The organism is Poseidonibacter lekithochrous (assembly GCF_013283835.1).
Taxonomy (GTDB): domain Bacteria; phylum Campylobacterota; class Campylobacteria; order Campylobacterales; family Arcobacteraceae; genus Poseidonibacter; species Poseidonibacter lekithochrous.
On the sequence record NZ_CP054052.1, the window covers coordinates 29070 to 47691 of the forward strand.

Consider the following 18622-nt stretch of genomic DNA (forward strand, 5'->3'; position numbering starts at 1 on the left):
AAGATTAAACTTCTACTTGTTTTAATCTTCTAATAATTGTTGCTATATCTCTTGAGTATTTTCTAGCTCTTTTACTATTATATTTCCAACCACCATTGTAACTACTCCACACTTTTCTCCAATCATTATTATGGATTTTTCTCCAGTATGTAAGTTCAGCAATAGCATTTTTTGTTGCGAATTTAAAGTCAGATATTAATCTCATAGCATATCTATTTCTATTCCATGATGTATCTTTTACTTTATGTCTACTTATAACAGTTTTAATATTAGCTTGATATAAACCAAAATCTCTACTATCTACGTTAACTAGGTATTTCCCAATTGAAGATTCTTTGATTGCAATTGCCATTAAAGAATAACTTAAACCGTGTTTTTTACCTTGTTTTTTTATCAATTTTAGAGTTTCAATATCTTTTTTTGATAGGTGACTAGGGTTAAAATTTACTGCAAATATATTTGTTATAAACAGAGAAATAAATAGAATTAATTTCAAATTCATTAAAGAGCTCCTTTATTTTCACTTAAATTAAAGCGCGAATTATATATAAAAATTGAAATTTTGTCAAATTTTAGCTAGAAATTACTTGTTTTGGGATTTGATTTAATCTCAAATTTAGATTTTAAGACTATAATTCCGAAAAAATTTTTATGAGATATTGGTACCTTGGAAAAGAAAGAATTTAAAAAAATAATTAAAGAGATTGGTTTCTCTTCGCAAAGAAGTTTTGCAGAAAATATAGGTGTAAAAGCTACGACTTTTACAACATACAAAAGTATCCCGAGTCATATCGTTAGAATTGTGAACATGGGACTAATGGCTAGAAGAAGCGGAATATCATTTGATGATATTCAAGAAGCTATGAAAATAGATTAGATTTAATCTATTTTCCTAACACTTTTCATTTATTAGATTTTTAACACAAATCTCAATCATTTCGAAAACTTTATCAAAACCTTCAAATCCATCAAAAAAGAATGGATCCGGAACATCAGCACCCTCAAAACCATAATTTCCTAATTTTAAAATATTTGTAGCACCTAGTTTTTTTAGATTTTCTACATTTGAATCATCAAGTCCTACTACTAAATCATAATTTGAGAAATCAGACTTTTGTACTTGTTGAGCTTTTTGTTTTGAAATATCCACATCATTCATAGCTGCAACTTTTATTGAATGTTCACATGGAGCTTCTCCAATATGCCAATCTCCTGTTCCTGCACTTGCTATTTTAATATCTAAATTTTTCTCTTTTATATATTTTTGAGCAACACCTTGAGCTATTGGTGATCTACAAATATTTCCTAAACATACAAATATTATTGATTTTGCTTTACTCATTGTCTAATCCTATATTGATATATTTTCTTACTTTTTTAATTTCTTCTAAATCTATTTTTTCTATAACAATTTCTTTATTATCATCTCTTGTAACATTTCCAAAAGGAGAAATAATTCCACTTCCTTTTGCCATATTATCATCAGCACTATTTGTTGCTATTACAAAACATTGATTTACTAAAGCTAATGACTTAGAAATAGTTTCATAATGGTCTTTTCTTTTTAATCCCCACATTGCAGGATTTAAAATAATATCAGCACCTTTTACTTTTTCCCATAATCTTGGGAATCTTAATTCAAAACAAATTAGTGTTGCAATTTTTACCCCATTAATCTCAATGATTTTAATATCATCTTCATTTCCAGCTGTAAAATACTCTAATTCATTCCCTAAAGGAAATAGTTGCATTTTTGATTGAGTATGAATTGATTCTTGATTATGAAAGATATGTAAAGTATTATAATACTTCTCATTTTCCTTTGTTATGAATGTTAGAGCAATTGTTTTATTAATAGAGAGCATTTTAAGCTCTTCTATGGCTTTAATACTAAACTGGGCTGCTTCTTCCATTCTGTCATAACAAAAACCGCTCAGGGCAATTTCTGGGGCTAATATGATGGAATCATTTTCACATTCTAAAATTAACTCTTTTAAGTGTTCTAAATTTTTTTGAAAGTCATCGCTTGTTTTAACTTGAAGTGCTATTAAGTTCATCTATTGCCTTTTGTATTAAATTTTCTACTGCTCTTTGATATGAAACTGCTGTTGCGTGTGAACTTGCTTCATATTTTGTTACTAAAATAGGATTGGTATTAGAAGCTCTAACTAATGCCCAACCATGTTCAAATACAATTCTTATTCCATCTACTTTGATAATATCTTTGATTACAGGAAACCCTCTTTGAGGCTCTTTTATTAACTTTTTAATATTATCCATGATTTTAAACTTCTCATTTTCATTTACTGAAATCTCAATGTTCGAGCTTGTATAAACTTTTGGAAGTTTTTTTATCTCTTTATCCAAATTCATACCAGAAGATACTAACTCTAATACTCTAAGAGTTGCATAAATAGCATCATCATAACCATAATATCTATCATTAAAAAATATATGCCCAGATACTTCTGCTGCTAGGTCTGCATTTAACTCTTTTAGTTTAAGTCTTAGGTTTGAATATCCTGTTTTATCCATTATAGATTTTCCATGAGTATTAATCTCATCAAAAATATTTTGAGAATAAGTAACCTCTCCGATAATCACTGGATTTTTCATGGTTTTTGAGAACAAATATGCCAAAGTATCACCTTTGATATTATGTTTTTTTGTTAAAACTGCGATTCTATCTGCATCTCCATCATAAGCAAAACCTAAATCTCTTTTTCCTTTTAGTAGAAGTTTTAGCTCTTTTAGATTTTTCTTCACTGATGGGTCTGGGTGATGATTAGGAAACTTTCCATCTGGTTTAGGATGTAAGGCTTTATAGTTTAACTCTAATTTATCTAGAATTTTCGTAAGAACCGTATCTGCAACACCGTTACCACAATCAATTACAAACTTTTGATTAAGACCTTTTAGGTGGGCAAACTGTTTTAACATATATTTGATATATGGTTTTTTTGCATTAATTTTTGTAAAACTTACATCTTTTGGGATTTTTATCTCTTTTGAATTTATGATATTTTCATAAACATTCATTAAATCTTGATCAAAAAAAGGTTCATTATTTACAGTAATTTTAAAGCCATTATATTTTTTTGCATTATGGCTACCTGTAATCATAATAGAAGCATTTGGCTTGATTTTTTTGTTATTAATTTCAAACTTTTGGTATGAAGCAAAATAGTTAACCCCAGTTGCAACAAGGCCAATATTTAGTACTCTACACCCTGCTTTATTTAGTCCTGAAACTAAAGCTTCAAATAACATCTTTGAGTGTTTTCTAATATCATATCCAACTACTACATAGGCATTTTTTTTACTTTTTTCTTGTATTGCTTTTCCTAAGTGATAAGCAATAAGTTTTGTATTTTTCTTATTTAGTTGAGTATCTACTACTCCCCTAATATCATACTGTCTAAAAATATTTTTATCTATCAATTTCTTTCTTTATTATTTAGATTCTAAGTTTAATAAAAACTCTTTTTTCTCTTCTCCACCTGCATATACATTATGAATATTCTCTTCTTTCATAACTCTATGACAAGGTACAATTATATTTAGCATATTCTGTGCACATGGGCTTTCTAAGGCTTTTTTTGATTTTAAACCATCAATTCTTTCAGCTACTTGGGAAAAGGTTTGTGTTTGTCCATAAGGTATTTTTAGTAACTCTTTCCAAACTTGTACTTGAAAAGATGAACCAATTAATTGCATTGGTAATTCAAATGTTGTTCTTTGTTTATTAAAATACTCTTCTAGTTGAGTTCTTAAAGTATCAAAATATTCACATTCAGAAGGAACAATATCCACTTCTAAACTGTTTTTTAAAATCTCGATTCTAGCTTCAATATTAAAAGGTGTAAAGTAACATAACATGATGATACCCTTCTTTGAAGCAGCAGCAAACATTTGACCTAGTGGTGTTTCTATTATAGTTGTTAGAACTATCTCTTTTGATTCTGATTTATATTCTCTCATAAAGGGATTTTATCATATTTATTATTTGGTTTTAATACTTTTTAATTTATTGCCAAAGGTATTTATTGATAATCCTAAAATAATTAAAAAGCAGGCTATTAATTTTATAAAACCAAGGTTTTCATCAAAGATTACAAATGAGCCAAGTAAGCCAAAAATAGGAACTAGTAAACCTAATGGAGCTACGCTTGATACTGGATATTTATTAATAAGTGAGTTCCAAACCCAATATCCAAATAACGTTGTTGGATAAACTTGAAACAAAATAGAAAAAATTGCTTTATTATCTAGGTTCTCAAAAAAATGTATAAATACATGATCTCCTTGAGTTATAAAAGCAAGAATAAATAAAGGAATTGGAGCAAATAAACTTGACCAGATTATAAAACTAAGAACTTCTTTTGTTTTAGATTTTTTTACAATAATATTTGAAATAGCCATAAATAGTGAAGATATTAATACTAAGAATAGACCTATTAAAGTAACCGAACCATCTGTAACATTTAAAATAAGAAGTAAACCAAAAAGAGCAAAAGCAAACCCTAATTTTTTATGAAAAGTAATTTCTTCATCAAAATAGACGTAAGCTAAAATAATAGTGAAAAATACACCCATTTGTAGTATCAATGATGATATACCTGCTGATATACCAAAATATATTGCTAAGTAAGTTATTCCCCAAAGCCCTACTCCAAATGTTAAACCATAATAAGCTAAATATGAAATAGGAACATTAGGTCTTTTAATAAAAAATATTAAGGGTATTGCACATAATAAAAATCTAAGTGCTGATAAAATAAATGGGTCAAGGGAATTAAGTCCAATTTTTATAATTGAGAAATTAATTCCCCAAATAAATGTAACAAATACTCCAAGTATAAAATCTTTTGTTTTCATATAAAACTCTTTTTCTATTATATTAACAAGTATAAGAGATTTAATCTCACTCATTTTTGCTAGAATTATTATCTATAATTGCTAATTTTACTTACATTTTTTGCTAGTATATATAAAATTATATGCAAAGAGCCCATATGAAAAAGAAAGAAACAAATTTTATACATAATAAAATATCAAATGACATGATGAATTATATTAATAATCATATTGATACAGATATAAATATTGATGATTTAGCTTATGAATTTAATATAAGTAAGTACCATTTTCATAGAATATTCAAAGAACAAATGGGTGCAAATATATATGAAACTATTAAATCAATAAGATTACAAAAAGCCTCAAATCTCTTAATAACTAATAAGTACTCAACTATTACTAAAATAGCTAATATGTGTGGTTACAGCTCTCAAACATCTTTTATTAGAGCTTTTAAAGAAAGGTTTGAACAAACTCCAAAACAGTGGAGAAATGGCGGATATAGTCAATATTCGAATAAAATACTTAGTATTTGTAATACAGTTTCTCTAGTTGGAGAAAATTATGAATGTTTTGAACCTCAAATTGTAAAAACAGAAAAAAAAGTTGCTTATTATATAAGAGAAAAAGGTTATGGAACTAGATCAAAAAAGCTATGGCAAAAAATGAAAGCATGGCTTTATACAAATGATATAGAAAATTACGAACAAATAGGTATATATCATGATAATCCAATAATTACAGAACATAGTGATTGTTATTATGTAGTTGCTATAGTTCCTAATTCAAAAATTGACCTTAGTAATACGAACTTGCCTTCTTTTGATATTCATGCAGGTTTATGTGCTTGTTTTAGTTTTGAAGGGCAGTATATAGATATCTTAAAATTAATTCAGTGGGCTTATCATCACTGGCTTCCTGAAAGTGGTTATGAGGCTACAACTATACCTTCTTATACTATTTTTGAGAAGAATGACTTCTTAGATTCAAGTGGTGTATTTAAAGGTAAATATTATGTGCCTATAAAATTCACATAATAAATACTGTATAAAGAAAATAAGATATAATTTAGTATGAAAAAAGATGATAATAAAAATATAAAAATATTATATGTAGAAGATGATGATGTCGCTAGAGAAAATGGTGTGGAGTACTTAGAAAACTACTTTGATAATATATATGAAGCTCCTGATGCTCTTAGTGCTTTAAAACTATATGAGAAACATCATCCACATATTATTGTTACAGATATTCAAATGCCAAAATTAAATGGTTTGGAGTTTGTACGTAGAATTAGAGAAAATGATAAAAAAGTACAAGTTATTGTAATTACAGCTTTTTCAGATAAAGACTATTTGTTTAAAGCAATAGAGTTACAACTAGTTAAGTACTTGGTAAAACCTGTTAAAGAAGAAGAGTTTGAAGATGCCCTATTCTCTTGTGTTGAGAGTATAAAAGATGATAGTTCAAACATAGTTAAATTTGATGAAGGTATTTTCTTTGATATGTTTAATCATATTCTTCTTCATAATGAGGAGATAATTAAACTAAGAACAAAAGAGATTGATTTTTTAACAATACTTATTAAAAATAAAGATAGGTATGTAACATATATAGAAATAGAAAACTATGTATGGAAAGACTCAAGTATGAGTAAAGATGCTTTAAAAACTTTGGTTAAAAATACTAAATCAAAAATACCAAAAGATATGATTTTAAATCTATCTGGAACAGGATATAAAATTGCATTATGATATGAGTATGGTACTTAGTTACGGTATTACTTTTGGAATAGTTCTTATGACAATAGTATATACATTAATTAGGTATATATATTCAAAAGAGATATTTTATATCTCATACTGCTTTATGCAAGTATTCTCACTTGTTTTTATTACAGCTTATAGTAAGTTATTTGATATAAGTATGTTTATACAAGAGTTATCACTTGTAGCTGCAAGTTTAAGTGCCGTAGTCTTTGCTATTAACTTCTATGAGGGTAAGTTCTTCCCTAAAATAACTAATTATAAAGAACTAATTATAAATACCATACTTTTTAATGTAGCAATCCTTACGGCTTTTTATCACTATATGTTATTTGAGTATATACCTTATACGATTATATATATGATTCTGTTTGTATCTGTGATATTTAATCTAAAGTTTGAATTTAAACCTACGGTTATTTATGTACTGGGTTGGTCTATTTTTTGTTTTGTACTATTTGTTTTAGATTTTAAGACGTATTATTTACAACAAGGATATATGGATTTAGTATTAAGTGCCTTTGCTATAGAAGCTATGTTGTTTACTCTCTCTGTTGCTTATAGATACAATAGTTTACAAAACCAAACAGATAGTTATGAACATATGCTTTTACAACAATCAAGACTGGCAAAATCTGGGGAAATGATTGCAAATATTACACATCAGTTTAGACAACCATTAAATAATATTTCATATATTCTAATAAATCTAAAGAAAAAATATAAAAATCAAAAACTCGATGAGGTTTATTTTGATAAAAAAGTATTACAAGCAAATGAACAATTAGAATTTCTTTCAAAAACAATTGATGATTTCAAAGAATTTTATGCCCCATCAAAAGTAAAAGAAAACTTTTTGGTAAAAGAGGCTATAAACAATTCCATTTCTATTTTGAAAGCAGATTTGAAAAAAAATAATATTAAATTAGAACTAAGTTTTTCTACCCATGATAATGTAAAAATCTATGGTATAAAAAATGAATTATCACAAGTAGTTCTAGCCTTGCTTTCTAATGCAAATGATGCTCTAAAGAGCTGTGAAAGTCCATATATAAATGTTAATGTTTCATCCACGAACGCTGAGGTAGTACTTAGTATTGAAGATAATGCAGGTGGAATAAAAAAGAAAAACCTAGATAAAGTATTTGAACCTTATTTTTCAACAAAAGAAGAAGGTACTGGAATAGGACTTTATTTAGTGAAATTGATAGTAGAAAAAAGTTTTGATGGAAGGTTAGAGTTGAAAAATAATGAAGCTGGGGCTTGTTTTACTCTATACTTCGAAAAATAAAAAAAGAAGGGTTTTATGAAAGTTAGTAATAAAATTGGTTTATTTTTTATTATAGTAGCTATTCTTTTAGTTATTGTAATTATTACCTTATCAACAATGTTTACTGATGCAAAAAAAGCAGAATTAATCCAAGAAGAGAGATTCAAATTTTATGAATTAGTAGTACAACATAAACAAAACACTGATTATTTTACAGATATTTTTATTACATATATAAATACAAATGATCAAAAATATAGACAAAAATTAGATAATGTTTTAAATAAAGAAGATTACTCAAATAAAAAAATTAGAGATTATAGAAATGATATTTTAAAAGCTTTTAAATATCCAGTTGTTTCATCAATTTCTGATGTTAGAAAACTAGAACTAAAAATATTTTTACAAAAGATAAAAGTTCCACAAAGTAAGTTTGATAAGTTATTTGAAGTTGATGATAAAATTAAAGAACTACTTTCTTTAGAGTTCGAAGCTATTAATGCACTACGTGGTTATGCCATGGATAAAAATGGTGATTTTACTGTTAAAGTTCCAGCTAGTGATAAATATGCAAGTGCTTTACTTCTAAGTGAAGAGTATAGGAATCTGAAAAAAGAGATTAATGGAAGTATTGATTACTTATTTGGTGAGATAGATCTTTATGTAGAGATGTATATTAAACAATTAGAAAGAGAAGAAAATATTGCTTACAAGTTCTCTATAGTAATTACTATGATTCTTTTACTAGTTGTATTTATTAGTTATTTTAACTTTAAAAATTCTATTGTAAATCCTTTGGAGAAATTAGCCTTATGGATTGAACAAATGAAAGAGAATAAAACTATTGAAAAAGAGATATCTTTTCAAAAAGATGAAATTGGAATAGTTATGAACTCTTTTATTAATATGGCTGATACAATCAAAAAAGATATGGAAGAGTTAGAGTCTTTATCTACAACTGATATTCTTACAAAACTTAAGAATAGAGTTACTTTAGATAAGGTTCTAGGAGAAGCTCATTATAATGTAAATAGGTACTTAACACCTTATTCTGTGATTATGATTGATATTGATTATTTTAAAGAAGTAAATGATAAATATGGTCATATTATTGGGGATGTAATACTAAAAGAGTTTGCATCTATTCTTTCAAAAGAAGTTAGAATGTCTGATACTCTTGGACGTTGGGGTGGAGAAGAATTCTTAATTATTTGTGCAAATACAAATATTAACGGAGCTTGTATTTTAGCTGAGAAGTTACGTAAGTGTGTAGAGGATTTCGAGTTTACAAGAGTTGAGCATAAGACAGCTAGTTTTGGTGTTGCGGACTTTGAGTATGCTGATACTATTGAAGAGGTTTTAGAGAAAGCAGATCAGGCTTTATATGAAGCCAAAGAGAATGGAAGAAATCTTGTAAAGTTTAAATAAAAGAGAAAACTCTTTTATTTAAATAGATCGTTTCTAGGATAGATGAAAGATAACTCTTTTATCTGTTTTGTTTTTAAATCTTGTGTTGCAAAAGCTTCTAGTTTAATTCTTAGAGCTGTATCTTTCTTATCTGAAAGGAAAAGTCTCTCTTTAGTTTCTAGAATAAATATCTTTTTAATTCTTTGCCCTGCTTTTAATGTAAAGGGTTTAAACCTTTTGATTCTAAATTTTTCATTATCTAACAGTTTCAAATTATAAGTCTGACTTTTATCTTGAGTATTATGGAATGTCAAGATATAGTTGTTCGTAACTTTTTGATCTTCTTTAATACTATATAGTTTAGTTGTCTTATTTACATTTAGTAAAAAATACTCTTTTTGTGCGCCAAATACACCTGCTAAAACTATACACATTACTAAAGATGCAAAATAAGTTAAGTTTCTTTTTGTAAATACTGTTTGAAGTTTTTTATTAATTACTGTGTTTGTACTTCCCCAGTTAATTAAAGATTTCTTTCCAAGTTTCCCCATTACTGTACTACAAGCGTCTGAACACTCTAAACAGTTAATACATTCTACTTGTAAACCTTTTCTAATATCAATATGAGTAGGACATACTTTTACACAAGCTTCACAAGTAGTACACTCTTCATTGCTATTCCATTCTTTCATATTAAAAATAGATTTTTCTCTATTTTCATATATATTTCCACCTCTATTTGTATCATAAACAACTTGTTTCGTGTCATTGTCATATAAAACAGACTGAATTCTTGAATAAGGACAGATATAAACACAGAAGTTTTCTTTCATAAATACAATGTCATATACTAAAAACATTGCAATAGATAAGATAAACATAATCATAAACATATGATTTGCTGGGTCTCTTAAGTACATAAAGAAATCTTGAGGTGGTACAAAATACCACATGAAGTTTACTGATATAATTAAGGAGATAAGGCTCCACAGACTAATAGCAATAATTTTTTTAATTTGATTGCTTCTTTTCGAGTAATTAATATCTTTTTGTTTGTTTTTAATTCTTCGAAGATCTAAAAGTGTGCCCTCAATTAAATCTCTGTAGATTACTCTAAAGATAGTCTGTGGACAGGCCCATCCACACCAAACTCTACCAAAGATTGTTGTTACTGCAAAAATCCCAATAAAAAGAAACATCAATAAAAAAGGCATAACATATAATTCATTCATATTAAATACAAAGCCAATAAAGTGAAACTGTAATTTATCAAAAGATAAAAGCAATAGGTGTTTACCATCAATTGTTATAAATGGTATACAAAATATTAAAAGGGTAGTGATTAGATAAGTGTAGTATCGTTTGTGTGTATATTTCATAGTAATCTCCTTAACTATATTGTTAAGTTTATATATAAAGGGTGTCCATTTGGTGGTCTAACATTTCTTTTTCTAAAAATTTGCTATAATTCATAATCAAAAAATTATTTCAAGGTTACAAATGATTGAATTAACGAATCTTTATATGTTCATTGCGGCATCATTTTTATTATGCTTAGCTCCTGGTCCAGATAATATTTATGTATTAACTCAAGGAATGACAAAAAGTAAAAAAGCGGCAATAGTTACGACATTAGGTCTTACAACTGGACTTATTATTCATACTAGTGCTGCGGCATTTGGTATTTCTGTAATTTTCCAAACATCTGAAATTGCTTTTAATATTGTTAAATATGTAGGTGCTGCATATTTATTATATATTGCATATCAATCATTTAAATATAGAAATGAGAAATTAGATTTATCTGTTCAAAACTCAAGTTCTGAGTTAAAGAAACTTTATTTTAAAGGATTTATTATGAATATCCTTAATCCTAAAGTATCTATTTTCTTCTTAGCATTTCTTCCTCAGTTTGTAAATACAGCAAGTGGAAATGTTCCTATGCAAATGATTACACTAGGTGGAGTTTTCATGGTCTTAACAGTAGTTGTGTTCTCATCTATTGGAGTTGCAGGAAATCTTCTTAGTTCAAAATTATTAGAAAAACCAAATATTGTAAAATATATGAATGTATTAACTTCATTTGTATTAGTAAGTTTAGGAATTAAATTAGCTTTATCACAAAGGTAAATAATGAAAGTTTTAATCTGCATATTTTTATTTGTTTCAACTCTTTTTTCAATGGATAAGTCTATGAAAGAAGAGTTAGCTAGTGCTTGTGCTAATTGTCATGGTGTTTCATGGGAATTATCAACTAATGGAGAGCGATTGGTTTCAGATATGAATGAGTATGAGATTTTAGTCTCATTACTTGCTTACAAAAATAAAAAGATTAAATCTACTGTTATGAATTTTTATATGGCTAAATATAGCGATGAAGAGATTGAGCAGATGGCTAAATATATTAGCCATCAAGAAAAGTCAAAAGATTAAAAAAAAGACTTTATAAGACCTATTACTATAAATATTAATATAATAATAAGAATGGGAAGTTTTATACTTCTTATTAGTATTAATCCACTTATTACTATTATTAGATCAAATAAAGAATGAACTGCATTTGGTCCGACACTTACTATTAAAACAGAAACTAATAAACCCACAACTGCCGCATTAATACCAGCCAATGCACTTAAAACTGTTTTCTTTTTTGAATAACTTTCAAAACTTTCACTAAATGCCAATATTAATAATAAGCCCGGTAAAAATATTGATACAGTAGCTATTAATGCACCATACAAGGCACTTTCGTTCATAATATCTGCACCTAAATAGGAAGCAATTGTAAACATAGGTCCCGGAACTGCTTGTGCAAGAGAATATGCTAATAAGAAGTTGTCTTTTGAAACTAAAGTATTTAGATTCTCTTCTAATAAAGGAAGTACAACATGCCCTCCCCCAAATACTAGACTTCCTACTTCATAAAAAGATGAAATTAGTTTTAATTCTAAACTTTCATTTGCTAAAAATGGTAAAGTTAATAATAAAACAAAGAAAATAAGTAGCGGAAGTTTTTTTGTTTTTTTACTCTCTTTTATTTCTTCATCTTGCTTTGTTTTAATAAATACTCTTCCTAATATCGCACTTAAGATTAATACTGCAATTTGTATAAAAGTTGATGAAATAAAAATAAGTAAAATTGTAGCTAGGGTAAATATACCAATTGTAATTTTATCTTTACAAAAACTTTTGAACATAGTAATACTTGCATCACTCACTATAACAACTGCAAAAAGTTTAAGTCCTAATATAATCCCAGCAATAAAGCTATTTTGAGCCTCTCCTAGAGAGAAAGTAGCTAATATATACAAAATGATAAAGGAAGGAAAAGTAAAGGCTATAAAGGCTGTAATAGCACCTATTAAGCCACCTCTTTTAAGTCCAATGGCAAAACCTACTTGTGAAGAATTAGGTCCTGGAAGAAATTGGCTTAAGGCTAGAAGTTTTGAATACGATTGTTCATCTAACCATTTTAATTGTTCAACAAATCTTTTCTGAAAGTAGGCAATATGTGCCATTGGTCCACCAAAACTAATTAGTCCTAAGGAGAAGAATTTTATAAATATATCAAATATGTTTTTCATAGTCACTCTTTTTGAAGTAAATGAAATTATATCTTTTGAAGCTTTGTTTTTTGAGAAAAGTGTGTAATCGAGTTGTAACAATAAGATAAGCAAGAGCTTATCTTATATTTGATTGTTCTAGTTAATTTCGTCTGTGTAAACACAAACATTAAAATCTTCCACTAAACCATCTTCTTTAACACAATGTGTTTCAAAGAAGTCAGTAATATATGGTTGATTACAATGAGATTCAAAATCTTCTTTAGATTCAAAAATTTCATTAAATACAATAGGATATGATTTTCCCATTGCATTTGGATGTTCATAATGTTTTGTAACAATATATTGAATACATCCTTTTTCTGCATTTGTTATTGGCTCTAATGCTCTTAGTGTTTCTAATAACTCTTGCTCTTTACCTTCTTTTGCTCTAAATGAAGCAATACAATATAGTCTATTTGACATTATCTTGTTTGTCCTTGTCCATAAATTTTGAATTTGAATGTAGTAAGGTCATTAATTCCCATAGGTCCTCTTGAGTGTAGCTTATTAGTTGAAATTCCAACTTCTGCTCCTAATCCAAAGGCTCCCCCATCTGTAAATCTAGTACTTGCATTTGCATATACACAAGCTGCATCTACTTGATCTAAGAATTTATTTACTACAGTATAGTTCTCACTTAAAATTGCTTCTGAGTGTCCTGAACCATATTTTGCGATATGAGAAATTGCTTCATCTACATTTTTTACAACTTTAATATTTAGGATATTTGCTAAATACTCAGTATCATAATCTTCATGTGTTGCACATTGAATATCTAAATGTTTTGTTGTTTCTTCACAACCTTTTAATTCAGTTCCATGTTCTATAAATGCATCATAAAGTCCTGGTAAAATATAAGGTGCAATATCTTGGTGAACTAATAAAGTCTCCATTGCATTACAAACACCTGGTCTTTGAACTTTTGCATTAACTGCAATATCAATAACTCTATTATGTGCTGCGTCTTTATCAACATAAGTATGACAAAGTCCTTTATCATGTTTGATAACAGGAACTGATGAATTTTCACTAACATATCTAATTAGCGCTTCTCCACCTCTTGGAACAATAAGGTCTACATATTTATCTTGTTTAATAAGTTTTGCTACACCTTCTCTACTTGAATCAGGTAATAAAGAAATTGCTTGTTCTGGTAGTTTATTTTTTGCAAGTACTTGTTTTAGTACATTTGCAATAGCTTTGTTTGAAAACTCAGCTTCTTTTCCACCTTTTAAAACACAAACATTTCCACTTTTGAAACACAATGCTGCAGTATCTGATGTTACATTCGGTCTACTTTCATAGATAATACCAATTACTCCAATAGGAACTGATACTTTTTGTATATTTAGTCCATCTTCAGTAACCCATCCATCAAGGATTTTACCAACAGGTTCTGTTTGATCAGCAATTTGTCTAATTGCTTTCGCCATTGCCTCAATTCTATCACCAGTTAAAAGTAGTCTATCAAGAAGTGCATCACTTAGGTCATTTAATCGACCTTGACTCATATCTTTAATGTTATGATCAATAATATAATCACAGTGTGCCATTAAAGCATCAGCCATTTCATTTAACACTTTATTTTTTGTTTTAGTACTTAGGTTAGCAATAGTTCGGCTAGTTTTTTTAGCTTCTTCTAAAAATTGTTGCATAATTTTTTCCTATACTTGTTAATTATTGCTATTATAGCAAATTTATTTTAATTAATAATATTTATTTCGTTATGTAAAGGGTGAGTTTTAGGATATTTGGGCAAATTAATGTCACATAGTGAAATTAATTTACCACAATTGTGTTTTTTGAGTTTAAATGAGTTGTTCTAGAAGTTATTTTTAGATTTTAACTACATATCTTCCAACAGCTCGACCTGCTAATAATAAATCGTAAGCTTTTTTGATTTCATCTAATGAAATTTCATTTGTAATACTATCTAAAGTATCAACTTTCCATTTACTAGCTACTTTTTCCCATGCGGCTTGTTTTTTTTCTAATTTACACTCAACAGAATCAATACCAATTAATCTTACACCTCTTAAAATAAAAGGGAATACATTTGTATTTAATTCATGAGAAGATGTTAATCCACAACAAGTTGCAACACCATCATATTTGATATATTTTAAAGCATTTGCTAAAACTTCTCCACCAACTGTATCAACTACACCTGCATATTTTTCACCCATCATAGGTTTTTTAGCACCTTCATTGAAGTCGTTTCTTAATACAACATCTTTAGCACCAATCTCTTTTAAGTAATCAATTCTTTCTGCTTTTCCAGAAATTGCTACTACTTGGTATCCAATCTTACTTAAAATAGATACAGCAATTGATCCCACACCACCAGTTGCACCTGTTACTAAGATTTCACCATCTTCTGGTTTTACATCATTTTCTATTAATTCATTTACAGATAATGCTGCTGTTAATCCAGCTGTACCGAATGTCATGATTTCTTTATCAGTAATTGCATCTGGTGTTCTAGCTACCCATGATGCTGGTACTTTTACATATTCACAATGTCCACCATCTGTATTCATTCCCATATCATAACCAGTTACTAATACTCTCTCACCTGTTTTAAATATAGATGATGTTGATTCATGAATTGTTCCTGCAACATCAATACCTGTTACATGGGGGAAGTTTCTAGTAACTCCAGGATTTCCTACAGAACTTAAGGCATCTTTATAGTTTAAAGAAGAGTAAGTTACTTTAATTACTACTTCATCTTCTCCACAAACTGGAACTGATACTTCTCTAACATCTGCTGAAAATTCTTTATCTGCTATTTTTTCTACTACAAAAGCTCTCATTTTTATCCTTTTATTTTGTTTATTCTAAAAGTTTAGCTAAAATATAACTAAACAGCAAGAACTGACAAAAAAGAAAGGTACTATCTAAAAAGATACTATAGGAGTACAAAATGACAAAAAAGATTGATAATAAAATAGATGAAGTAATAGAGAAATGTCCAGTTGAGACGGCATTAGATGTATTAGCAGGAAAATGGAAAATTTTAATTTTATGGTACTTAAGAGCTGAAACAAAAAGATTTAATGAATTACAAAAATTACTTCCAAGAACAACTCAAAAGATGTTAATACAAAAATTAAGAGAGTTAGAACAAGATGGAATTGTACATAGAGAAGTGTATCCAGTAGTACCTCCCAAAGTAGAATACTCATTAACAGAATATGGAAAAAGTTTAAAACCTATTATCAAGTCTTTATATTTATGGGGTGAAATTCACAAAGAGAGAAACTCTAATAATTAAGAGTTTTTTCTTTTAGAATAAAGTATGTAATTATACTTATTCCTGCACTTGAGAGTAACATAGCCATTATCATTATTTGATATCTTACGGCTATTAGAGGATCAACTCCTGATAGGATTTGTCCTGTCATCATTCCTGGTAGTGATACTAATCCTACTGCTAATAGTGAGTTGATTTGAGGTATCATACAGGCTTTAATTGATATAGCTCTAGCACTTACAAAATCTTTACTATGATTATACTCATTTTCAAAGCGTTCAATACCTAAAGATAGAGCATTCATAATATTTGCAAATATCATACCTGCAATTGGTATTACATACTGTGGTTCGTATAAATATTCTAAATCTAGTACTAAATATGTTGATATAAATAGATGTATTAGTCCTGATACGGCTAAGGATATAACTATAAGTGAATATTCGTATTTTGTTTTGTTTTTTATATTGCGTAGACTTATCCAAGCAGATACAAGAATCATAAATAAAAGAATTATTCCACCTAAATATATATTCTTATTTTCAAAAAGATATAAAAGTAAATAACCTATAAGAAGTAGTTGTATTATCATTCTACTTGTTGCATAGATTATCTCTTTTTGATTCCCTACCCATGTTTTATAGAAGTACCAAACAACTATAAGAGGTAGTATTAAATATAATAAATTTATTAATGGAATAGTTTGCATAAACTATTGTATCTTGTTTTACTTTTTGTTTTCTTTCGTAATTAACAGTAAGTTACTAAGCTGTAATTCATTTAAAATATCAAATAATTTAACTACTCTTTCGTATTTAACTTCTTTATCAATTTTTACTGTAATAGCTGAGTCTTTTTTTATTAATGTTAATTTTGTTTTTAGTTCTTCAAAAGTAATTTTCTCAGATTTATATGCTATTTCCTCTTTAGATATTTCAATTTGAATATCTTTTTTATCAAGAACTTTTTGTGTAGATGCTGAATTTGGAAGAGATAAATTTAATATACTTTCGTTCTTTTTAAACTCACTTGTTACTATAAAAAAGATCAATAATAAAAACACCACATCAATAAGCGGTGTTAAATCCATTGAAATTAATTCTCTTTTTTTAACTAGCCGTCTCACGAGTCATCCTATTTACAATTAATTGCTCAAACTTTGCCTCTAAACGTGTAAAAGAACCAGAAAGGTAGTTATATCCTACATAATGTGGAAGTGCAACTATAAGCCCTCCTACAGTTGTTATAAGTGCTAAAGAAATACCAGATGCAAAAGAGTTAGCTCCACTTGCAAAACCAGCTGCTGCTATTGTCTCAAAAGATGATAATACTCCAATTACAGTTCCTAATAATCCAAGTATTGGAGCAATAGTTGCAATAATTTTAATAGTATTCATTCCAGACTCACAAGATAATAAATATCTAGTAGCTTTATTATATATTTCATCTTCAAGGTTTTTAAATGATGTTGAGTGTTCTTTTTGTACTTCATTGAAAATATTAGTTACTATTTTTTGAGCTCTTTTATTTTCAATTTGAATTTGTATGAACTTCCATAATAATATGCTAAGTCCAATAACATTTAGAAATACTAGAATATACATAACATAACCACCTAGATGTATGTACTCTATTAATGAATGTTTCACTTTTTTCCTTTTATTTTAATTTAAACGCAATTTGTACAGTAATATCTAAAAAATCATCTTTTATTTCTTTTGGGAAGGTTCCAAAATGATTAGTTTGTTCCAAGGCTTTTATAGCTGCTTTATCTAATCTTCTTTTTCCACTTCCTTTAGATACTTTGATATTTTCAAATAAACCATTTTTTAGAACTCTAAAAGATACACTTACTACGCCTTGCTCTTTTAGTCTTCTTGAGATATTTGGATATTTTTTGTTTCTATCAATCTTTGCTCGAAGTTTCGTAAGATATGTTTGTTTATGTTGTTTGTATTTTTGTAAAGATTGAGCTTTATTAATAGCATTTACTTTTTTTATTTCTTTTTTCTCTATTTTTTTAACAATAGGTTTAACGACTGGTTTTTCAATAGGTTTTTTGATTATCTTTTTTTCTATTTTTTTAGGTTTTACTTTTTTTGTTTTTTTTATAACTTTAGGTTTCTTGATAATTTTTTTAACAGGCTTTTTTTTAACGACTTTTTTAATAACTTTTTTCTTGATAATAGGCTTTTTAATTACTTCTTTTATCTCTTCAATTTTTTTAGGTTCTGGTTTTATTTCTTTTGGTTTTTCTATTATAGGTTCTTTGTAAGTTGCCATTTGAAGACTTACTTTTTGATACTTTGGTTTATGAATTGGTTTAGGTTCTTTATTTATTACTTGAGCAAATAAGAAATAATGGGCAGTACTAATAGATATAAAGCATAATACTAAGAGTTTAAAATTCATCGGAGCCATTTTTATTGATTTAAATGAATTTTAGTATGTATGTGTT

23 protein-coding genes are annotated in these 18622 nt (G+C 27.8%); 8 read left to right on the top strand and 15 right to left on the bottom strand.

Features of this window, described 5'->3' with window-relative positions:
* Window positions 1-4: 4 nt before the first annotated feature.
* Window positions 5-502 carry a transglycosylase SLT domain-containing protein gene (locus ALEK_RS00150; protein WP_071626568.1) on the bottom strand — a complete coding sequence of 166 codons (498 nt, stop codon included), beginning with the start codon at window positions 500-502 and terminating at the stop codon, window positions 5-7.
* Window positions 503-667: 165 nt separating this feature from the next.
* Between ALEK_RS00150 and ALEK_RS00155 the strand changes: the two genes are divergently transcribed.
* Window positions 668-877 (top strand): hypothetical protein, encoded by a 210-nt coding sequence (locus ALEK_RS00155; RefSeq protein ID WP_071626569.1) that lies wholly within the window; start codon window positions 668-670, stop codon window positions 875-877.
* A gap of 15 nt (window positions 878-892) precedes the next feature.
* On the opposite strand, the gene ALEK_RS00160 is transcribed toward ALEK_RS00155, so the two are convergent.
* The 5 genes from ALEK_RS00160 to ALEK_RS00180 are packed head-to-tail and all read right to left on the bottom strand — an operon-like array spanning window position 893 to window position 4878.
* Window positions 893-1342, bottom strand: a complete 450-nt coding sequence (locus ALEK_RS00160) for a low molecular weight protein-tyrosine-phosphatase (RefSeq protein ID WP_071626570.1) — start codon at window positions 1340-1342, stop codon at window positions 893-895.
* Window positions 1335-2057 (bottom strand): carbon-nitrogen hydrolase family protein, encoded by a 723-nt coding sequence (locus tag ALEK_RS00165; protein WP_071626571.1) that lies wholly within the window; start codon window positions 2055-2057, stop codon window positions 1335-1337. The genes ALEK_RS00160 and ALEK_RS00165 overlap by 8 nt, the downstream gene beginning before the upstream one ends.
* The gene (locus ALEK_RS00170; protein ID WP_071626572.1) at window positions 2032-3441 is read right to left on the bottom strand and encodes a phosphomannomutase/phosphoglucomutase; all 1410 of its coding nucleotides are present in this window, start codon (window positions 3439-3441) and stop codon (window positions 2032-2034) included. The genes ALEK_RS00165 and ALEK_RS00170 overlap by 26 nt, the downstream gene beginning before the upstream one ends.
* Before the next feature lie 12 nt (window positions 3442-3453).
* Window positions 3454-3981 (bottom strand): methylated-DNA--[protein]-cysteine S-methyltransferase, encoded by a 528-nt coding sequence (locus ALEK_RS00175; protein ID WP_071626573.1) that lies wholly within the window; start codon window positions 3979-3981, stop codon window positions 3454-3456.
* A gap of 21 nt (window positions 3982-4002) precedes the next feature.
* Entirely contained in the window at window positions 4003-4878 is an 876-nt protein-coding gene (locus ALEK_RS00180) for an EamA family transporter (protein ID WP_071626574.1), read from the bottom strand.
* Between the two features lie 137 nt (window positions 4879-5015).
* Here ALEK_RS00180 and ALEK_RS00185 point away from each other — a divergent pair, with 137 nt between their 5' ends.
* The 4 genes from ALEK_RS00185 to ALEK_RS00200 are packed head-to-tail and all read left to right on the top strand — an operon-like array spanning window position 5016 to window position 9324.
* A complete protein-coding gene (locus ALEK_RS00185; RefSeq protein WP_087148721.1) occupies window positions 5016-5897 on the top strand; it encodes an AraC family transcriptional regulator in 882 nt (293 codons plus the stop codon).
* A 36-nt stretch (window positions 5898-5933) separates the two neighbouring features.
* On the top strand, window positions 5934-6614 hold the full coding sequence (locus tag ALEK_RS00190; protein WP_071626576.1) for a response regulator transcription factor: 681 nt from the start codon (window positions 5934-5936) through the stop codon (window positions 6612-6614).
* Window positions 6604-7917, top strand: coding sequence for a sensor histidine kinase (locus ALEK_RS00195; protein WP_228146279.1), 1314 nt, complete (start codon window positions 6604-6606; stop codon window positions 7915-7917). Before ALEK_RS00190 ends, ALEK_RS00195 begins: the two co-directional genes overlap by 11 nt.
* Before the next feature lie 15 nt (window positions 7918-7932).
* Window positions 7933-9324 carry a sensor domain-containing diguanylate cyclase gene (locus tag ALEK_RS00200; protein ID WP_071626577.1) on the top strand — a complete coding sequence of 464 codons (1392 nt, stop codon included), beginning with the start codon at window positions 7933-7935 and terminating at the stop codon, window positions 9322-9324.
* Window positions 9325-9338: 14 nt separating this feature from the next.
* Here ALEK_RS00200 and ccoG read toward each other — a convergent pair whose 3' ends face one another.
* Window positions 9339-10682 (bottom strand): cytochrome c oxidase accessory protein CcoG, encoded by a 1344-nt coding sequence (gene ccoG / locus ALEK_RS00205; protein WP_071626578.1) that lies wholly within the window; start codon window positions 10680-10682, stop codon window positions 9339-9341.
* 121 nt (window positions 10683-10803) lie between these two features.
* On the opposite strand from ccoG, the gene ALEK_RS00210 reads away from it, so the two are divergent.
* The gene (locus ALEK_RS00210; RefSeq protein ID WP_071626579.1) at window positions 10804-11433 is read left to right on the top strand and encodes a LysE family translocator; all 630 of its coding nucleotides are present in this window, start codon (window positions 10804-10806) and stop codon (window positions 11431-11433) included.
* A 3-nt stretch (window positions 11434-11436) separates the two neighbouring features.
* Window positions 11437-11736, top strand: a complete 300-nt coding sequence (locus ALEK_RS00215) for a c-type cytochrome (protein ID WP_083574628.1) — start codon at window positions 11437-11439, stop codon at window positions 11734-11736.
* Here the strand turns inward: ALEK_RS00215 and chrA are convergent.
* The 4 genes from chrA to ALEK_RS00235 form a co-directional block, all read right to left on the bottom strand.
* Window positions 11733-12887: a chromate efflux transporter gene (gene chrA, locus ALEK_RS00220; protein WP_071626581.1), complete on the bottom strand. Its 1155-nt coding sequence runs from the start codon at window positions 12885-12887 to the stop codon at window positions 11733-11735. The two genes, ALEK_RS00215 and chrA, sit on opposite strands and share 4 nt — an antisense overlap.
* Window positions 12888-13004: 117 nt before the next feature.
* Window positions 13005-13331 carry a putative quinol monooxygenase gene (locus ALEK_RS00225; RefSeq protein ID WP_071626582.1) on the bottom strand — a complete coding sequence of 109 codons (327 nt, stop codon included), beginning with the start codon at window positions 13329-13331 and terminating at the stop codon, window positions 13005-13007.
* On the bottom strand, window positions 13331-14563 hold the full coding sequence (locus tag ALEK_RS00230; protein ID WP_071626583.1) for a glutamate-5-semialdehyde dehydrogenase: 1233 nt from the start codon (window positions 14561-14563) through the stop codon (window positions 13331-13333). The genes ALEK_RS00225 and ALEK_RS00230 overlap by 1 nt, the downstream gene beginning before the upstream one ends.
* 180 nt (window positions 14564-14743) lie before the next feature.
* Entirely contained in the window at window positions 14744-15724 is a 981-nt protein-coding gene (locus ALEK_RS00235) for a YhdH/YhfP family quinone oxidoreductase (protein ID WP_071626584.1), read from the bottom strand.
* 110 nt (window positions 15725-15834) lie between these two features.
* Between ALEK_RS00235 and ALEK_RS00240 the strand changes: the two genes are divergently transcribed.
* The gene (locus tag ALEK_RS00240) at window positions 15835-16185 is read left to right on the top strand and encodes a winged helix-turn-helix transcriptional regulator (protein WP_071626585.1); all 351 of its coding nucleotides are present in this window, start codon (window positions 15835-15837) and stop codon (window positions 16183-16185) included.
* On the opposite strand, the gene ALEK_RS00245 is transcribed toward ALEK_RS00240, so the two are convergent.
* Genes ALEK_RS00245 through ALEK_RS00260 form a run of 4 tightly spaced genes read right to left on the bottom strand, consistent with a single transcriptional unit; the run spans window position 16175 to window position 18576 of the window.
* Entirely contained in the window at window positions 16175-16873 is a 699-nt protein-coding gene (locus tag ALEK_RS00245) for an ABC transporter permease (RefSeq protein ID WP_071626586.1), read from the bottom strand. The two genes, ALEK_RS00240 and ALEK_RS00245, sit on opposite strands and share 11 nt — an antisense overlap.
* 18 nt (window positions 16874-16891) lie before the next feature.
* Window positions 16892-17290 (bottom strand): ExbD/TolR family protein, encoded by a 399-nt coding sequence (locus ALEK_RS00250; RefSeq protein ID WP_197950311.1) that lies wholly within the window; start codon window positions 17288-17290, stop codon window positions 16892-16894.
* Window positions 17274-17813 (bottom strand): MotA/TolQ/ExbB proton channel family protein, encoded by a 540-nt coding sequence (locus ALEK_RS00255; protein WP_228146280.1) that lies wholly within the window; start codon window positions 17811-17813, stop codon window positions 17274-17276. The genes ALEK_RS00250 and ALEK_RS00255 overlap by 17 nt, the downstream gene beginning before the upstream one ends.
* 10 nt (window positions 17814-17823) lie before the next feature.
* Window positions 17824-18576, bottom strand: a complete 753-nt coding sequence (locus ALEK_RS00260) for an energy transducer TonB (RefSeq protein WP_083574629.1) — start codon at window positions 18574-18576, stop codon at window positions 17824-17826.
* Window positions 18577-18622 lie beyond the last annotated feature (46 nt).